This is a genomic window from Shewanella indica (genome assembly GCF_033842865.1).
Taxonomy (GTDB): domain Bacteria; phylum Pseudomonadota; class Gammaproteobacteria; order Enterobacterales; family Shewanellaceae; genus Shewanella; species Shewanella indica.
This window is the reverse complement of record NZ_JAWXXR010000001.1, coordinates 1-16,647: the sequence shown is the minus strand read 5'-3', so window position 1 is coordinate 16,647 and position 16,647 is coordinate 1. Positions and strand designations below refer to the sequence as shown.

Annotated in this window: 16 protein-coding genes; 2 read left to right on the top strand and 14 right to left on the bottom strand. The window is 52.3% G+C overall.

What is annotated here, in order from left to right; genetic code table 11:
* Positions 1 to 114: 114 nt before the first annotated feature.
* Complete coding sequence (locus SIL79_RS00080; RefSeq protein WP_233962747.1) at positions 115 to 2,253, bottom strand: M3 family metallopeptidase; 2,139 nt, start codon at positions 2,251 to 2,253, stop codon at positions 115 to 117.
* Between the two features lie 273 nt (positions 2,254 to 2,526).
* Here SIL79_RS00080 and SIL79_RS00075 point away from each other — a divergent pair, with 273 nt between their 5' ends.
* Both SIL79_RS00075 and SIL79_RS00070 read left to right on the top strand, forming a co-directional pair.
* A complete protein-coding gene (locus tag SIL79_RS00075; protein ID WP_039033712.1) occupies positions 2,527 to 3,105 on the top strand; it encodes a thymidine kinase in 579 nt (192 codons plus the stop codon).
* Positions 3,106 to 3,183: 78 nt separating this feature from the next.
* On the top strand, positions 3,184 to 4,194 hold the full coding sequence (locus tag SIL79_RS00070) for a tetratricopeptide repeat protein (protein ID WP_319618882.1): 1,011 nt from the start codon (positions 3,184 to 3,186) through the stop codon (positions 4,192 to 4,194).
* Positions 4,195 to 4,212: 18 nt separating this feature from the next.
* On the opposite strand, the gene SIL79_RS00065 is transcribed toward SIL79_RS00070, so the two are convergent.
* The 13 genes from SIL79_RS00065 to SIL79_RS00005 form a co-directional block, all read right to left on the bottom strand.
* A complete protein-coding gene (locus SIL79_RS00065) occupies positions 4,213 to 5,328 on the bottom strand; it encodes an FUSC family protein (RefSeq protein WP_319618881.1) in 1,116 nt (371 codons plus the stop codon).
* A gap of 205 nt (positions 5,329 to 5,533) precedes the next feature.
* Complete coding sequence (locus tag SIL79_RS00060) at positions 5,534 to 5,995, bottom strand: methyltransferase family protein (protein ID WP_234500703.1); 462 nt, start codon at positions 5,993 to 5,995, stop codon at positions 5,534 to 5,536.
* A gap of 214 nt (positions 5,996 to 6,209) precedes the next feature.
* Complete coding sequence (locus SIL79_RS00055; protein ID WP_039033716.1) at positions 6,210 to 7,601, bottom strand: NAD-dependent succinate-semialdehyde dehydrogenase; 1,392 nt, start codon at positions 7,599 to 7,601, stop codon at positions 6,210 to 6,212.
* A 340-nt stretch (positions 7,602 to 7,941) separates the two neighbouring features.
* Entirely contained in the window at positions 7,942 to 9,054 is a 1,113-nt protein-coding gene (locus SIL79_RS00050) for a glycerol dehydrogenase (RefSeq protein WP_039033717.1), read from the bottom strand.
* Between the two features lie 313 nt (positions 9,055 to 9,367).
* On the bottom strand, positions 9,368 to 9,949 hold the full coding sequence (locus SIL79_RS00045) for a hypothetical protein (RefSeq protein WP_313954992.1): 582 nt from the start codon (positions 9,947 to 9,949) through the stop codon (positions 9,368 to 9,370).
* A 154-nt stretch (positions 9,950 to 10,103) separates the two neighbouring features.
* Positions 10,104 to 11,144, bottom strand: coding sequence for a linear amide C-N hydrolase (locus SIL79_RS00040; RefSeq protein ID WP_319618880.1), 1,041 nt, complete (start codon positions 11,142 to 11,144; stop codon positions 10,104 to 10,106).
* 80 nt (positions 11,145 to 11,224) lie between these two features.
* Positions 11,225 to 11,662, bottom strand: coding sequence for a hypothetical protein (locus tag SIL79_RS00035; RefSeq protein WP_319618879.1), 438 nt, complete (start codon positions 11,660 to 11,662; stop codon positions 11,225 to 11,227).
* A gap of 64 nt (positions 11,663 to 11,726) precedes the next feature.
* Positions 11,727 to 12,149 (bottom strand): DUF1801 domain-containing protein, encoded by a 423-nt coding sequence (locus tag SIL79_RS00030; protein WP_052248011.1) that lies wholly within the window; start codon positions 12,147 to 12,149, stop codon positions 11,727 to 11,729.
* A 100-nt stretch (positions 12,150 to 12,249) separates the two neighbouring features.
* Entirely contained in the window at positions 12,250 to 12,639 is a 390-nt protein-coding gene (locus SIL79_RS00025; RefSeq protein ID WP_039033720.1) for an NUDIX hydrolase, read from the bottom strand.
* 39 nt (positions 12,640 to 12,678) lie between these two features.
* Positions 12,679 to 13,821 (bottom strand): DUF5694 domain-containing protein, encoded by a 1,143-nt coding sequence (locus SIL79_RS00020; RefSeq protein ID WP_319618878.1) that lies wholly within the window; start codon positions 13,819 to 13,821, stop codon positions 12,679 to 12,681.
* A 505-nt stretch (positions 13,822 to 14,326) separates the two neighbouring features.
* Positions 14,327 to 14,593 carry a DUF3319 domain-containing protein gene (locus SIL79_RS00015; protein WP_039033721.1) on the bottom strand — a complete coding sequence of 89 codons (267 nt, stop codon included), beginning with the start codon at positions 14,591 to 14,593 and terminating at the stop codon, positions 14,327 to 14,329.
* On the bottom strand, positions 14,586 to 15,194 hold the full coding sequence (locus SIL79_RS00010) for a YjaG family protein (protein ID WP_101055012.1): 609 nt from the start codon (positions 15,192 to 15,194) through the stop codon (positions 14,586 to 14,588). The genes SIL79_RS00015 and SIL79_RS00010 overlap by 8 nt, the downstream gene beginning before the upstream one ends.
* On the bottom strand, positions 15,184 to 16,647 hold a 1,464-nt coding region (locus SIL79_RS00005), incomplete at its 5' end, for a response regulator (RefSeq protein ID WP_319618877.1). The genes SIL79_RS00005 and SIL79_RS00010, both read right to left, overlap by 11 nt.

Sequence of the window (16,647 nt, the reverse complement as noted above, 5' to 3'; positions counted from 1 at the left end):
CCAGATAATCGTGACGCTTTTAGGAAACGAATAAAAAAGCACCTTAGGTAACAACCAAGGTGCTTTTTGTTATTTAAGCCACAGAGGTGTCTCTATGGCTTAGGTGAAGGCTTATTAGAGCAGACCGCGACGCTTGAGTAGGGCATCGGTTGTAGGCTCCTGACCACGGAAGTTTTTGTAGGCTTCCATAGGTGGCACGCTGTTACCCACTTCGCGGATAGTCTTGCGATACTTCATACCGATATCCCGCTTGAGGCCGCCTTGGCTCTGCACATAGGCAAAGGCATCGGCCGCGAGGATTTCGCTCCACATATAGGCGTAGTAGCTGGCGCTGTAGCCACCCGGGAAGGCGTGGGCAAAGTAGGTCGACTTGTAACGTGGTGGCACGGCTTCAATATTCAGGCCGTGTTTTTCAAGCGCCTTGGCTTCAAATTCGGCCACATTTTGCAGCGGTGCATCCTTGTCCAGCGAATGCCATTCCATGTCTACCAGGGCGGCGGCCATATACTCCAGGGTGTCGAAGCCCTGGTTGAAACTGCGGGACTTCAGCAACTTGTCCAGCATCGCCTTGGGTAAAGGTTCACCGGTTTGGTAATGCTTGGCGTAGTTGGCCAACACTTGTGGATGACCGGCCCAGTCCTCTTCGAAGGTGGATGGGAATTCGACAAAGTCACGGGATACTGCAGTACCGGACAGGCTAGGGTAAGTCACCTTGGAGAACATACCATGAGTGCCATGGCCCAGCTCGTGGAACATGGTGGTTACTTCATCATAGCTGACGAAGGTGGCTTCGCCTTCAGGCGCCTTCTTGATGTTCATTACATTGACCACCACAGGCTTTTCACCCTTGAGCAGGTTCTGACTGACGAAAGAGCTCATCCAGGCACCGCCACGCTTGCCTTCGCGGGCGAAATAGTCGCCGTAGAAGATGGCCATGCTGCTGCCATCGGCATCAAACATTTCCCAGGCTTTGACGTCAGGGTGATAAACCGGCAGATCCGGCCGAGGCTTGAAGGTCACCCCATAGAGTTGGTTGAGGGTAAAGAAGACGCCATCTTCCAACACCCGATTGAATTCAAAGTAAGGCTTGAGGCTGGCCTCATCCAGATCATACTTCTCCTGGCGCACCAGCTCGGCGTAGAAGGCCCAGTCCCAAGGTTTGAGCTGGAAATTGCCACCTGTCTTGTCGATCATCGCCTGGATATCGGCGGCTTCTTTCTGGGTGTTGGCGACAACGGCCGGCACCATGGAGCCGAACATTTCATAGACGGCCTCGGGTGTCTTGGCCATTTGTGGGCTCAGGCGGTAGCTGGCCCAGTTATCAAAGCCCAGCAGGGCGGCACGCTCGGCGCGCAGCTGCGCCAGACGAGCCACCAGAGAGGCGGTTTCATTCTCACCTTCAAGACCGCGGTAGGCCGAGGCTTCCCAGATCTGCTTTCTCAGCTCTCGATTTTTCAGCTGCGTCAGCACAGGCTGGCGAGTGGTGTTGGTGATGCTGATAAGGTATTGACCATCGAGACCGGCGGCCTTGGCATCGGCCGCGGCATTGCGAATGGCCGAGTCGGACAGACCCTCCAATTGGACGACGTCAGTCACAGTTACGGCAATCTCTTTGTTCATCCGCATCAATCGTTGCTGGAATTCGTTCACCAGCTTGGACTGTTCTTCGTTCAGAGCACGGATCTGGGCTTTCTCGCTCTCGGTCAGCTTGGCGCCGGCGAGCACAAAGCGTTGGTGGTACACCTCAATAAGGCGCACTTCTTCGCTGCTCAGGTTCAGTTGCTGACGCTGGGAGTAGAGGCTGTCGATACGGGCAAACAGCTCTGGGTTGAGGTTGACGTTGTCTGAATGGGCCGCCATCTTGGGCGCCATTTCACCCTGAATTTTACGCAGTTCAGGGTTGGAGTTGGAGCTGGTCAGGTTATAGAAAACGCTTGAGGCGCGGTTTAGCAGTTCACCGGACTTTTCCAACGCCACGATAGTGTTGGCAAAAGTGGGTTTTTCTGGATTGTTGGCAATGGCCAGCACTTCCTGGTAGTGCTCGGCGATACCGGCTTCCAGTGCAGGCTTGAAGTGTTCATCTTTGATTAGCCGAAAATCCGGAGCCTGATATTGCAAGGTGCTCTTGGCAAAAAGTGGGTTGTTTTGGGCGGCTTCAGCACTTGCCAGATTGGTATCCTGAGGCGTGTGGGTACTGCAGCCAGAAATAGCCAGAGTGGCGCCAACGGCCAGCGCCAGAAGAGATTTTCGCATTGATATGACTTCCATCTTTAGTTATGAGTTTTTTAGCGCAATTTAGCACTTGTTGCTTAAAAGTGGCTGAATTTGATGATTATAGCCTACCTAATCCGGATGTTTATATGCCAGAGGCTGATTGAGATAGAAGTGTAACAAATTGATTTTAATGAGTAGATTTAGTGAATGCTGAATCAATTCCCAAGTTTGGCCGCAAGGGGCACGCGTCCTGTATTTATGTGGTAAAAAGTGTAAAATTGCGGCCGGAATTTTTCTCAGGGGAGAGCCGTTTTGGCGCAACTATATTTCTACTATTCGGCGATGAATGCCGGAAAATCCACCTCTTTACTGCAGTCATCCTATAACTATCGTGAACGCGGCATGCACACCCTGGTGATGACCCCGGCGATAGATGACCGTTTTGGCGTGGGAAAGGTCGCCTCCAGGATCGGTATTGAATGTGATGCACGCATTTTTGCCCATGACGATAATCTACTTGAGATGATCCGCGCCGAACATGAGCGCCAGCCTCTGCACTGCGTGCTGTTTGATGAATCCCAGTTCCTCAGTAAAGAGCAGGTCAAGCAACTGGCTTATGTGGTCGACATCCTGGATATTCCCGTACTCTGTTACGGTTTGCGTACCGATTTCCAAGGCGAACTGTTTGTCGGCAGCCAGTACCTGTTGGCCTGGGCCGATAAGCTGGTAGAGCTGAAAACCATCTGTCACTGTGGTCGCAAGGCCAATATGGTGATCCGTCGTGACGGTTCAGGCAACCCGGTACGAGAAGGAGAGCAGGTAGCCATAGGTGGCAACGAGAGTTATGAGTCTGTATGTCGCAAGCACTATCGCGAACTGATTTGGGACTGATGCCAAGACGCAGTATTTGAAAACTCGAAAGATACAAATTTAATCGAGAAAAGCCAAAGATATAAAGAAAGGAAGCTTATGTCGTCCAGTTCTCTCATCGTAAATCGTCTATGCTGGCGGGTGTTGCCGGGTTTATTGTTGAGTCTGTCACTGGGCTCAAGCCTGTTGCAACATGCTGTCGCCGGGCAGAAAGTGCCAAACTCAGAAATTAAAGTGATTCAAAAGCTTATTTTTGAAAGGAAGATGGCAGAGGCGGCGCCCAGACTGGATGCGGCCATAGAAAATTACCCGGACTCCGCTCGGCTGGCATTTTTGCTTGGGCAGCTTTATTACTTCAGCAATCTCCCCAATTATTCCAAGGCGGTGGCGGCCTATGACAAGGCCGAGTCCATGTTGTCCAAGGACTCTGAGCTGTATTTTTTCCGCGCCGCGGCCAAGGCTCAGGTGCTGTCCGCTTATTCCCAGCGCCTGAGCCCGGACTATATCGGCGCACTGGCCGATTACCGCAAAGCCGAGGCTTTGGGATCGGAGCGGGATCTCAGGTTGGATATTGCCAGGACACTCTATGAAACCCGGGACTATCCGGCGGCGCTGGAGCAGATAAACCGCTATCTCAATAACCAGCCTCAGCTTTGGGCCGATGGCCAGATGCTCAAAGGCAATATCCTGGCACAAATGGGCCAGCATGAGGTGGCGCTCAAGAGTTATCAACGCGCTGCGAGGCAGTATGACTATCTGGATAAGCTGCAGTTCTATCAGGCTGTCAGCTTGCGGGCGTTGGGGCGGTACGATGAGGCTCTGGCGCAGCTCGACAAGGGATTGAAGCGTCAGGGCCGTGCTTACTTGCAGCTTGTCTATCTCAAAGCCATGCTGAGCTATGAGCAGAAACAATACCAAGAGGCGGCCCTGTTGTACCAACAGCTGATTGAAAGGCGCCGGGACTGGGCCTTACCCTTACTCGGCTATTACAACAGCTTAAGCCAGATGGGCGAGGGACCCTTCAGCATCAGCCATATACTGGATCTGGCACTCAAGCTCGACCCCGAGGTGGTGATCCACTTTCATCAGCAGGATCTGTTGCGACTGTAACGCCCGGCAATTGACGGGTTAATCGGGAATATCCAACTGGCGCTGGGAAGATGCTTTGCGCTTATAGGCCAGATCCAGGCTGGCCAGCTCGCCATGAATGGCCAGCAGTGCCTGGGCCAGTTGATAGATAAGCCAGCTGTAACCGCTGAGCGCAAAGTCTTGATGGGCCGCTTCCGGTGTGTTGTCGCTCGGCTCAGATGGCAGTTGCTTAAGTAGCTGTTGCTGCAATTGATAACCAAGTCCCAGGGGGAGTTTGGGGCAGTCGGGTGTGTTGCCGGCCACATAGTCTGCCAGATAGGCGAACTCTCGCTGTAGCCCACTGGCCACCTGTTTGACTCTGGCGTAAGCCGCATCTTCTTCGGCCTTCCAGCGGGTGAGCAGTAGCAGCTCCAAAAGCGTGATCACCCTTATCTGTTTGTTGGCCAGCTCGGTCAGAGTAGCGGCCTCTTTCTTTAATGTTTGGCTTTCCCATTCCAGCGAAAACAGCAGCTTTTTCTGCGCCAGCACCGCCTTCATTGCCGTCTCCAGCGATTTACGGGCATTTTCCGGCTCTTCCTGGCCGGCATTGAGATGTTGTTCCAGCACTTGGGTCATGATTTTCAGTGAGCTTGCCAGCTGTGCCCGCCAGTCTTGTTTGGCCTTGATTGGCAATACAAACAGGGAGACCAGCACGGCAATCACGCATCCGATAAGAATATTGGCGGTACGCCACAGAGCTTCCGAGGTGTCGTGGTTGGCGTCACCTATCACTATAATCATGGTGAATCCCGCCACCAGATAGGCATAGCTGTAACGGCCGGCGTTGAGATAACAGACTATGCTGACCCCGAGGATCAGCAACCCCATCAGATCCCAATAGCCATTCATCAAGATCACCAATGAGACCCCGTAAGCCGAGCCCAGGCAGGTGCCTATGGCCCGCTGCAGTGATTTTTCGATAGCGCCGCCCACTTGTGGCAGGCCCATCATGATGATCACTATGGTGACCATGCTCCAGACAAAGTGAGGCAGGGACCAGATGGCATTGATGGCGGCGGCAATAAACAGCGCCAAGGCTAGTTTTACCGTATGTACGGCACGGGAATGGCGGTAGATAAAATCGGCGAAGGCGGAGGCTCTGGCAAACAGGGGCATGGCAGTGTCTCAAAAATATGTGGTTGACCGTCAGCATCAATTATGCCAGAGATGTGCAGCGATAGCGTCTCGGGTATGAGCTAAAGATGCAAACTGGGAAGCTGAATTAGCGGCGGATAATATGGTTGTGAACTGGGTCACAGCCATAGTGCTGTGGGAGCAAGCATCTTAGGGGCAGCTATGCTTTCCTTCGCCAAATAAGCGGCTAAATCCAGCGCCTGACTTTTTGACAATACAAGCGGTAGCTGTCACCAAAGAGTTGCTGCATTGCCCTTTCTTCCGGAAGGATCTGAAAGTGTTGCAAGTAGGCCGCGAACAGGGCGATTAAAATCAGTAACCAGAGGCAGTTGAGAAAGACGGCTTGTGCCAGCAGCAAGAGCACAAACCCCAGGTACATGGGGTTGCGTGAGCAGCGGTAAATACCTGAGGTCACCAAGGCCGAACTCTGTTCGGGCACTCTGGGATCCGGCGTGGTTCCATGGCGTTTGAAGCTCAGCACTCCAGCCAAAGGAATAACCAGCCCAGCAGTCAACAGAGAAACAGCGAGCCCCAAACTAAAGGTCGGATGCAGGTTTGAAGAGGGCAAGTAATAGGATGTTAGCTGCAACAGTAGCGCAAACAGCAGCAAGAGCGCCAGGGGCGGCAGTTTCTTTTCCAGTCCGGACATGAATTACGCGGGTTTGAGTATTAGGTATCGGTTAAGATGACATGGGCAAGGTACTGAATACAAGGGTCATACCATTGGCTATTCCGCTTTGGGCGTTGCGCAGTCCTGTGCTTTGTGCCGAAACCTGTCAGTTTGCAAGTCGATTTGATTGTGGCGATAAAAGACCCGGCCCGGTGGCCGGGTCTTAATCTAATCAAGTATGCTTCAAGCGCGATCAGAAGGGGGCGTTAATATCCACCACGTTGATCAGCTTGTGGTTAACGAACTCTTTCAATCCGAGGTCTATCAACTCACGACCATAGCCGGAGCGGCGGATGCCGCCAAAGGGCAGATCGGCCTTAACCATGGTGGGGTGGTTCACAAACATCATCCCGGTAGAGACTTGCTTGGCTACCGCCAGACCGCGTTGTTCATCGGCGGTGAACACAGAGCCACCGAGGCCGAAGGGCGAATCGTTGGCAATGGCAATCGCTTCCTGTTCATCCTTGGCCTTGAGGATCATTGAGACAGGGCCGAAGAACTCCCAATAGTAAGCCGGGTTGTCCGGGGTCACATTGGTAAGTATGGTTGGCTGTACAAAAGCGCCTTGCTCCGGCACTTTGGGGCCAACTTCGGTGGCTGTGGCACCATGCTCAACCGCTTCACGAATTTTTTGCTTCACTTCATCGGCAGCACCCTGGGAAGACAGAGGTGCCAGAGTCGTATTCGGATCCATAGGGTCACCGGCTTTAAGCGCGGCTACGCCTTTGGTATAGCCTTCCATGAACTTGTCATAGATGGCTTCCACCAGGATCATCCGTTTGGATGAAACACACACCTGACCGGCGTTCCAGTGACGGCCGAATACCGCCCAATCTATGGTTTTCTCAAGCTCGGCATCTTCCAGCACGATAAAGGCGTCAGAGCCGCCCAGTTCCAGGGTGGATTTTTTCAGTGCCTTACCGGCCTGAGAGGCAATAACGGCGCCTGCACCTTCAGAGCCGGTCAGTGCCACGCCATGTACCTTGGGTGAGTTGATGATCTGCTCGACTTGATCCCGGGTAGCATACAGGTTCTGGAAGGCTCCCTGTGGTAGGCCGGCATCCCGCATCAGGCTCTCGAAAGCGGCGGCGCACTGAGGCACATTGGAAGCGTGTTTCAGCAGCAGGGTGTTGCCGGCAGAAAGTTGCGGTGCCAAGATCCTGGCTATCTGGTAATAGGGGAAGTTCCAGGGTTCAATGGCCAGCAAGACCCCAAGAGGTTCATTGACCAGCAGCGCTTCCCCTTCGGCGGGATCGGCCACCGGCAGTTTCTGTGGTGCCAGCAGTCTCTCGGCATGCTGTGCATAGTATTCGAGGATCTGCGCCGACAGTTCGACTTCAGCTTCGGCCTCTCCAATGACTTTACCCATTTCCAGGGTCAGCAGTTCGGCGTAACGGCGCTTGCTGTCTCTGAGCAGGGTTGCAGCCCGATTGAGTATTTCAGCTTTGTCGGTAAAAGAGGTATTGCGCCAACTTAAAAAGGCCTGGTGGGCCGACTCAATTGCCTGTGTGACTTCGGCGTCAGTGGCATTGGGAAATTCTTTGATGAGCTCTCCCGTGAAGGGATTAATTGTTGCATATGCCATGTGTTCCTCCCAGCGTTGCAAGTAATAGGGTATTGACGCCAACTCCTGGCATCGGGTGAAAATGTTTGAAGTTATCGTGGGTTCTGCCCCTCAGGGGCGAGTGGCAAAAAAAGCTCAAACCTTTCTACGCTTTAAATGGCGATGTTTGTGTGATCTTGGTCACGTCGGCAGTCTGATGTCTACCGGTTGGTGATTTTTAATCCTTTCTTGTTAGTTCTTTGTTTTTAAAAAACTTAAAAACAGCAGCTGTTAACAAAAGTGCAACCTATCGCCTTGTTCTTGCGTGAGGAAAGATGCAACCCCTCCCTTTCGGGAGAGGGGTTGTGCTGTTTGTATATCGTCAGTTTCGGTGGCTATAGCGCTCGGCCATGGCGTTGGCTGCGATCATCGCCTGATAAACATCATCGGCACTGACCGCCATAGGCATATTGCCCATGGTATCGCCTTCGGCACAGGCAATTTCGGCAACTTTACGCCACTCCTCCTCACGGAAGTGTTTCAGCCCCATATCCGCCAAAGTCAGCGGTAAACCTGCGGTTTTAATGATACGGACAACATTGTCGATTTCGCTCTGTGGGGCGTTTTCCAGCACCAGTTGGGTCAAGAGGCCAAAGACCACCTTTTCGCCATGCTGGGCACCATGCAGATCGGCAACCGCCGACATGCCGTTATTGACGGCGTGCGCTGCCGCCAGGCCGCCGGCTTCGGCACCAACACCGCTTAAATAGATGGTTGCCTCTATGGTTTGCTCCAGCGCCGGGGTCACTATTTTGTTGTTTACCGCATCCATGGCGGCGGCCACGTTTTCACTCAGCAATTGATAGCACAGTTGTGCCAGACCAAGACCGGTACGCGAAGGCTTTTTTAGCACCAGGTTGACACCATCGGCTTGATAACAGGCCCTGGCTTCAAAGTAGGTGGCCAGAGCGTCGCCTATGCCTGCAGCAAAGAAACGCGCCGGCGCGGCGGCGATGATGCTGGTGTCGGCAATCACAGCATCCGGATTCTGTGGCAGGAACAGATAGCGTTCAAATTCACCCGCTTCGGTATAAATCACTGATAAAGCCGTACAGGGTGCATCGGTTGACGCTATGGTGGGGTACAGGACAACAGGGTGCTTGAGATGGAAGGCAACGGCCTTGGCGGCATCCAGTGTCTTACCGCCGCCGACACCGACAATGACGTTGGCGTGGGCTTGTTCAGCCAGGGCGACAAGGCGCTGGATCTCGACTTCACTGCACTCGTAGTTGAATTTTTCCAGTTGGTTGCTGATGCCGTTTTGCTCAAGCCCCGTCAGGGCTTCATCCTCAAGCCTGCTGAGAATAAACTCATCGGCGATAATAAAAGCATTGTCGCCGAAGTCATGTACATATTCATGCATTTTTGACAATAAGCCTTTGCCAATAATGAACTTTTTGGGAGATGTGACGGTACGTGGAACTGCTGTGCTCATATGGCCTCCATTACGTTCAGACTCGGATCCTTGTTCATAGAGACTCTATCACAGCCAAGATTTAAAGCTATGGCGCAATTGTCTGGTTTTTGTTGTTTTGGTGGCGATAAAAACTGGTTTTTGGTTTGAGTGTCTAATTGGGTAACTGGGATTTCTCTTTTATTTGGTGAGTCTGTGGCGCCTGTAGCCAAGTCCTTGGCGAGCAAGGGGAGGGGAGAGCGGCGGTAAGATCCCAACAGTGATTGAGCTTTGCTTAAGCTGGTGGCAGGTAATGGATAGCCGCCACCTTTTCTAGCGGAATGACGTTCAGCCGTTATCCATTTCCTTTAGGAGAGGATTGGCGGCATTGGTTCAGCAGGGTTTGCAGGTGGCCACCGAGTTGCTGATCCTTAATATCAGTGCCGTTTTTCAGTAGCTGTTCGACATCTGCCAAAGCCTTGTCTATTCCCTGGGATTCGATAAGTGTGCTGACATAGGCGGCGAGATCCGCACCCTTATTCAGTAGTGCGGCCGCGTTTTCAAAGCTGAAGCCTTGCTCCAGTAGCTGTTGAATTTGGCCGAGCAGCTCGCTGACCCTGGCGGGCTCTGCCAGGACGCCATCGACCTGGATCAGTTCACCAAGCGGATCGTGACTGAGCTTTTCAGCGACGCAGGCGGTCATTGAGCTGACCTCGGCGCTGCGATTGATGGCATCCAGACCTTGAGAGCGGATCTGCTCAATGGCTTGTTGTAACTCTTGATCTTTGGCGAGCCACTGCTGCTCCAGTTGTGTCTTTTCATCTGCGGCAAACCAGCCGCAGCCGGAGAGTGAGCCAAGGGCCAGGGCCGAAAACATCCAGAGTACAGTTTTTTTGGCGGGGAAATATTTTTTGCCTAAGGTGTTGGACTGCTTCATCCACAGGACTCCTGCAAAGGTTCTTAGAGTTCACAGTATCAGCTATCAGCCTTAAGCCGGGCTGAACAGTTTGAGTCCTTTATTCGGTAGGTGCATTCAATAGCAGGTTGGGCAAGGCAGACTGGGAGTCTTAGGCTCCCAGTCTGTTTAGAGATTAAAGCCCCGCGAACGTAAAGGGCTTGGCCGTGACAAAGTCTTGCAACGCATTACCTGAGTAGATGCTGCTGTTGTTGATGGCCAGCTTTTTCACTTCTTGCAGCTTACCAAAGTCGATGCCTTTCATATCGACCCAGAAGGTGTTGGGGGTCAAGGCGGTTTCAAAGTAATACACCCGATTTTTATGATCAGAGACCGAGCGCCAACGGGTCGAAGAGATATTCGGTTCGGTCTCGGAAGCTATACCGAAAGGCACAGAGGCGTTACGTATGACGCTGAAGGCGCCGGCTACCGCCACCCGGGTATTGGCTGTCTTGGGAATGGCATCCATATAGAAAGAGGCCCTGACAAACCGGTCGGCGGCGCGGTTGGTTCCAGGCAACATGGTAAAGCCGCTAATCTGCTGCCAATACTGGTTCAGTGCCAGTTGCTGCTCGAAGATGGGGGAGTTGGTCATGACCCGGTACTTTGGATCGTGATGGATCACCAGCTTGCCGTCTATATACTCGAATATGGCGCTGTCACCTGTGGCATCGGAAATCGACAGATGCAGGGTGGCAAAGCGTTGAGTACCGGGAATATTGGCGGAAACCACCACAAAAGGTTCGGCTCTCAGCGCCTCGACTGTTTCTGCAACAGTGGCAAAGTTATCCAGTACATATTGCACCCAGGCGGCGACCGACAAGCCTTTTCGTTTACCCTGGTACTCGGGATAACTCGACTCTGCCAGCCAGAGCAGATTGGCCACCAGACCTTTTTCATTCATGCCGTCGGTGCTGGAGATATCAAAGGCGCTGGTGATCAGGCTGCCGTAGCGTGAGGTCCAGGTGACTGAGTTGTCGCCGACTGCCCCATGACGCAGCATGCCGCGGGGAAACAGCCACAGGCTCGCCGGGATCTCGTCGCGCCAGTCCATGGAGCGGGCGGTGATCACCAACTGCTGTTCACCGTGATAGACGGCGCGGGTGCAGGCCTGCGCAGTAGTGCCAATAACCAGCATTAAGGCGCTGCTGATTAAAGCGATGAGCTTACGATTCATAGTGACTTCCCTGTTTGATTGTTAAAGAGAGTTAAAGGTGTTGAACGCGTACTGGCAAGCCGGGTTGTTAATCCTGGCAATTATCTCAAGTGAAACAGCGCCTCCAAACCTGGGTTTTCTGTGTCTTGCCCCGGATGATACAGGTAGCAGCTGATGCGGGCATAGTTATCCAGATCGCCGCGCCACAGGCAGCTGGCTTCAATATCCCGCTCTTGTTGCTGAAAGCGGATCCTAAGCACCTTGGCATCGCCGTTCAGCACTGGCTCTATCGCCGCAGTCCCTTGAATGCTTAAGCCTTCTATCTCCCGGTGTACCTTAAGTTCGCCGCCCTGCTCATAAATGCTCATCTTGCCGGTGTAGCTGGCATTTGAATCAATGGCTTTGCCAACCAGCTGATAATGGCCCTGTAGATACTGCTTAAAAAGCTCATCCGTTTCGGCAAATGCCGCGGGCGCCAGGCAGAGGGAAAATAAGGGGAAAAACAATAGTGCCAAACGGCGAATAAACGGGTTATTCATTGACCTTCCTTAGATTTGTATATCTTTAGCTTGGTGCATCTATGCTGCCGCTCTGGCAGCCCACTTACCGCTTTGATTGTTTCAGTGCCTTGTTGTGGTTGAAGTCGGCAGCGGCGCTTATCAGTGCCTTGAAAGCCGTTTCATCCAAAGATTGGCCCTGGGTAATATCTATGGCTCTACGCTGTTTGCCCTCAAGGCCAGCATTAAACAGTTTGTGGGGATCCGCCAGCGAAGCGCCATTGGCAAATGTGAGTTTTAATTTGGCTTTGTATGACTCGCCGGTACAGAGTATGCCTTGGCTTGACCATACAGGTACACCGGACGGGTTGGTTGGCTTTACCCATTTGCACTCTTCAACTACCTCGGGAATAGCGGCCTTGATAAGTTCACGGATATGGCCAAGCATCTCGGCGCGCCAGCCGCCCAAGGCAGCAATTTTATGGTCGATAGAAACGCTACCGTCAGTTTGTTGCCGTTTTTTGTCCATTTGTGTTCTCCCTGGCTCGCTTGCGAGTGCGAGCCTGACTCTGTGTTATCTGGCGGCTGGATAGACCAAGTTGGACAAGGCTGCTTTAGCAAACGTCGATTCAATGGTCACAGTCAAGCAGTCTTGCAATCGCCTGCTGCGCCGCCGGTGCGCATTTTGCCATATCTGCTATACCTATCCACTCCTGACTTTCTATCTCGGCGGCAGAATTGATGTTGCCACTAAAGCCCGCGCTGAAACAGTGCATCGTCAGCTCAGTGTTCTCAAGGCCAAAGGCCTTATCCGTGATGCTGAATCTGTAGCAAATGGTGCTTTGCTGCAGTTCTATGCTGAGTTCTTCCTTTAACTCCCGAGTCAGGGCTTGTTCAAGGGTTTCACCCGGTTCAGGTTTGCCGCCGGGAATAAAGAATTTATCTTTGCCCTTGGATTTGACACACAAGACTTCAGCGTTTTTCTCATGTAGCCAGGCGACACTTTGTAATTGTTTCATGGGGTTCCTTGTTGACAACTAAAACCAGCCATTGGCTCTTTAGTGGTTGTCATGTGGACTTTTGGGGGGAGTAAAATACTGCTGCGGCTGGATCAGTTTAACCCCTAACATATTGGCCAAATACTGCTCCAGAAACACCTTGTGGCTGGCTCCGACTATCACCAGCACCCGACCTCCAGGGTTAGCCGCCACCACGCGCATTATGTGGGAGCTCATGTTGAGATTGCGTATCTCCCAAAGAGCAACCCGGGAGAGCGCCGCATCCGGGGGTAAATCTTTATCGATAAACAGGCTCCACTCCTGGTCAATGACGGCCCTCTGGTACTCCTGGCTGTTTAGCCAGGAAAAGAGCGGCAACCAGTTGCCTGTTTCAAGCGCCTCTGTCTTCAGTCTTTGTGGCTTGTTGATATAGTCGCTTTTGGCCAAAGCGGCGGCATGGGGCGACTGATTGTAAGACTCCAGCAGTCGCGCTTCGATGGGGCGGTAGAGATCTTTATCCAGATGATCATCTATCGGATAAATCCGCTTGAGCTTCAGTGTCATGGCCAGGTTGTTGCCAAGGGTGTTTTTCTCGTTATTGCTCGAGGCAAGTTGCTCCAGATAGTGCTGCAACTCGGTGGAAATAGTTGAACTCGCTGCGGTTTTGTCCAAATAATGCCAGTGCAGCAGGGCTAACTCTTTGTGATAGGCGGCAACGGCTAACTTGATGAGCCTTGCTCGCTGCACAGGTTCAAGGCTTGTTTCGTCCAATAAGGGCTCCAGACTCTCAAGCGCCTTTTGCGCCGAGAGTCGCAACGCCTGCTGCTCTTTTATCGCCAGCGCCAGAAATCTTTGTCCCACAAAATGATCCAACACAGTTTGATACTCGCCAGAGCCGTTGATCATGGCCGCGATATCCTGTGGCCGCAGTGACTCCACCGCTATGGCCGTAGGCTGGTAACGGGAGAGGGGCTCAAGGATGGAGGATAGCGAGCTGCTGTCCAATTGCTGTTGAATACTGCTTAGGTGCAGGGTGCCGAGTATCATCACCTGGGTCTTGGGCTGGCTTTTGCTACTGAGTCTTTGCAGTGCATGTTCAGACCCTGGCGCTTGATCGGCGACAGTGTCTGCTTTGGCCGTTTTTATATGGGCAATACCCGATGCCGACAGGCAGATAAGAAAAAGCAGCGCTTTAATGGTCAAGTTGAGTCTCCCAAAAGTGATTGTTTTTGGCTAATACCTGAGATGGTAGAGATATAACAATACTGGCCGTAGAGAAACTTTTGGTTAACTTTTCACACAGAGTCTATTGGGTGATGCTGATGAACTAAGCATCTTGAATTCCGCCAGACAGTATGTTGAGTTGATTTATTGCAACTGGGAGAGATGACAAACTTCCCTGTTACTTGGTGGATGATCCTGAGGGCATCCCATCTAGCCTTCACGTCCCGGCCTAAAGCGGTTGCTTTACATCAAGCTTTATGTTGTTTCTTAGGTTTGGACCTTTGGGCTGAAGTTAAGCTATCCATTGCCAATATGGTTTCAGAGTAATTGATAGCCAGGAGGGAGACAAGAATGATTTGATTAAACTCAAGGCCCTGGAGAGCCAACCCTTCAAAGCACCCAAACCGCAAAAGGGCAGGGTTTATGGATGTTGGATATGCTTGAAATAGATAAACCCTAAGCCGGACTATTTGCCCGTCCGGCCTTATGGTTTACTGCTTTTGCGGAAATGTTGCTTTGGGGAGAGCTGTTTATTTCTTGTCTTCCCTTGGGGAGCCGATGAATTGTCTGTGACCTGCTGATCAGTCATTCTGGGCTGTGGCAATACCCCCAACTCTTCAAAGAAGTTGATTTGCCTTCTCAGTTCGAACAAAGAGCCGGTGCGGCTGGTCTGGCCTATGGTCAGGGTCCAGCTGTCGGTAAGGCCATCGGTATTACTGAGGATATAACCGCGATAAACCAGCTTACGCATCTTGTTGAACGCTTATTCCTATGTTGGATACGCCGTTCATGACGATTTCCTTGCGCAGTGCTTTGACAAAATCTGCGGTTATCTGCGGGTTTTCCTCGATAATTTCCAGCAAGGATGCCTGCAACTCGCGCTCTTCCTGCATTACTTCGTGGCTGAAGACAAACTCGTCCAATGCCTCTCCATCCAATTCGGGATCGGCAATGGCTTCAATATAGTTGGCGACAGTACCGGATGACAACTTGGAGATATTGGTGATGTCGTCTTCCACCTTGCTTTCCAGCGCGCCAAGCAGTGAACTGAGCGCCACAGCAGCATCCATGGCAGGGTAGACTCCATAGGCGTCGAATTGGGCCGGTTCCGGGGTGTTTTCTTCCAATTTAGCCATCTGCAGCTCAAGGTTCAACTTGAGTTTACGGTCATACAAAGACTGCCACAGCAGATTCAGCACAGTATCCAATACTTGGGGATCTCCGAACTCACACACTTCGGAAAACAGTTGGTAGTTGGGGTACATACGTTGGCATAATGCCACGGCAAAGAGTTTTTTTTGCGGCAGTTCCAGTGCCTTCAGGCGTTTAAAGAAGCCAGGTTTAGTTGTCATCGGTTAAATCCATCGAAAGTTGGGATATCACTTGTTTTGCCGCGGATTCTACCTTAGTTAGCTCATCAAGTAACTCCAGTATTTCCGGCTCCAGCTCGGTAATGTTATTGCCTTGCTTGAGACCGCCTTCCACAGTTTGACAGAGTTTTTGCAGCGTCGGTACGCCGCAGTAGCAACAGGCACCGTGCAGTTTGTGAACACAGGCCTTCATTTCGTCTACGTCATTTTGTTCCAGTGACTCTTGTATGGTGGCTCTGGTTTTGGGCATGGAATCAATCAACATTCTGAGCATATCCAGTGCCAGATCCTGCTTCTGGTTGGCCTGGGTCAAACACAGTTCCCAGTTGAGGGTATGTTGATCAAAATGAGTAAACTTGGGCCGGGTGATCCAGCGACTGATCACTCCTTTCAGTGCGGCTTCATCGATAGGCTTGGGCAGATAGCCGTCCATGCCACTATTGAGGATCCGCTCGCGCTCCTCATTGATGGCATGGGCCGTGACCGCGACTATCGGTGTATTACGATTCAGCGAGTCCTGACGGATGAGCCGGGTGGCGGTAATACCATCAGTCCCCGGCATTTGAATATCCATAAAGATCAAATCAAAACTGCGTTTTTTGGCAAGGTTGACCGCCTGCTCGCCATTACTGGCGGTGGTCACCCCTGTAACCAGTTCATCGAGTAGGGTGTCAATCAGCTTGAGGTTGGCCGGGTTATCATCCACCGCCAGCACATTGAGTTTGTGGCGCTGCTGCGGCTCTACCAATTGGGGGCGGGCGGGTTTGAGCTCCGACTCCTGTGGCAGATAAATCATATTGCGTGCCATCAGGTATTCGCTGGCGGGGATACTCAACACCAGATCCACCGCGGGACGGATATAACGCTCCAGCGCTTCCTGGTTATGGCAGTCAAATAGGGCGATAAGGGCCTCGGTGACTTGTCTGGCGCTCTTAAGTACTGACTGCAATTGGGATGGACCATCGAAGCCGTGACAGCCGAGCAGCACATAGTCGAAATGTGCCTTGTCCTGAGCAAGCTCGGCTTCCAGTTGCGGCACAGTGTGGACACTGTTGACCTGCATCTGCCAATGTTGCAGGCGGCGGTTGAGCACAGAGCGGGTCAAGGGTCTGGGTTCAAACAGCAATACCGTCTTGGCGCTAAGCTGTTCCAGTGGCAGTGGTTCACCTATGGAGAATTGGCTGGTCATCAGTGGTAAGGTAAACCAGAAGGTAGAGCCTTTGCCCACCCTGGAACTGAAGCCTATCTGGCCGCCCATCTGATTAATGAGGCGCTTGGTTATCACTAATCCAAGACCAGTACCGCCAAAGCGGCGGGAGATGGATGAATCGGCCTGGCCAAACGCCTGGAACAGCAACTCCTGCTGACTCTCCTCAATGCCAATCCCCGTATCCGATACCTCACAGTGCAGCAGCAATTTGTCTTCTTTGATGGG

Bases quoted from the DNA above. Each gene is read 5' to 3' on its own strand.
- SIL79_RS00060 (WP_234500703.1), bottom strand. From the start codon at position 5,995: ATGTCCGGACTGGAAAAGAAACTGCCGCCCCTGGCGCTCTTGCTGCTG.
- SIL79_RS00070 (WP_319618882.1), top strand. From the start codon at position 3,184: ATGTCGTCCAGTTCTCTCATCGTAAATCGTCTATGCTGGCGGGTGTTG.
- SIL79_RS00015 (WP_039033721.1), bottom strand. From the start codon at position 14,593: ATGCGTAAGCTGGTTTATCGCGGTTATATCCTCAGTAATACCGATGGC.
- SIL79_RS00035 (WP_319618879.1), bottom strand. From the start codon at position 11,662: ATGAATAACCCGTTTATTCGCCGTTTGGCACTATTGTTTTTCCCCTTA.
- SIL79_RS00030 (WP_052248011.1), bottom strand. From the start codon at position 12,149: ATGGACAAAAAACGGCAACAAACTGACGGTAGCGTTTCTATCGACCAT.
- SIL79_RS00065 (WP_319618881.1), bottom strand. From the start codon at position 5,328: ATGCCCCTGTTTGCCAGAGCCTCCGCCTTCGCCGATTTTATCTACCGC.
- SIL79_RS00040 (WP_319618880.1), bottom strand. From the start codon at position 11,144: ATGAATCGTAAGCTCATCGCTTTAATCAGCAGCGCCTTAATGCTGGTT.
- SIL79_RS00010 (WP_101055012.1), bottom strand. From the start codon at position 15,194: ATGACAACTAAACCTGGCTTCTTTAAACGCCTGAAGGCACTGGAACTG.
- SIL79_RS00045 (WP_313954992.1), bottom strand. From the start codon at position 9,949: ATGAAGCAGTCCAACACCTTAGGCAAAAAATATTTCCCCGCCAAAAAA.
- SIL79_RS00055 (WP_039033716.1), bottom strand. From the start codon at position 7,601: ATGGCATATGCAACAATTAATCCCTTCACGGGAGAGCTCATCAAAGAA.
- SIL79_RS00025 (WP_039033720.1), bottom strand. From the start codon at position 12,639: ATGAAACAATTACAAAGTGTCGCCTGGCTACATGAGAAAAACGCTGAA.
- SIL79_RS00050 (WP_039033717.1), bottom strand. From the start codon at position 9,054: ATGAGCACAGCAGTTCCACGTACCGTCACATCTCCCAAAAAGTTCATT.
- SIL79_RS00080 (WP_233962747.1), bottom strand. From the start codon at position 2,253: ATGCGAAAATCTCTTCTGGCGCTGGCCGTTGGCGCCACTCTGGCTATT.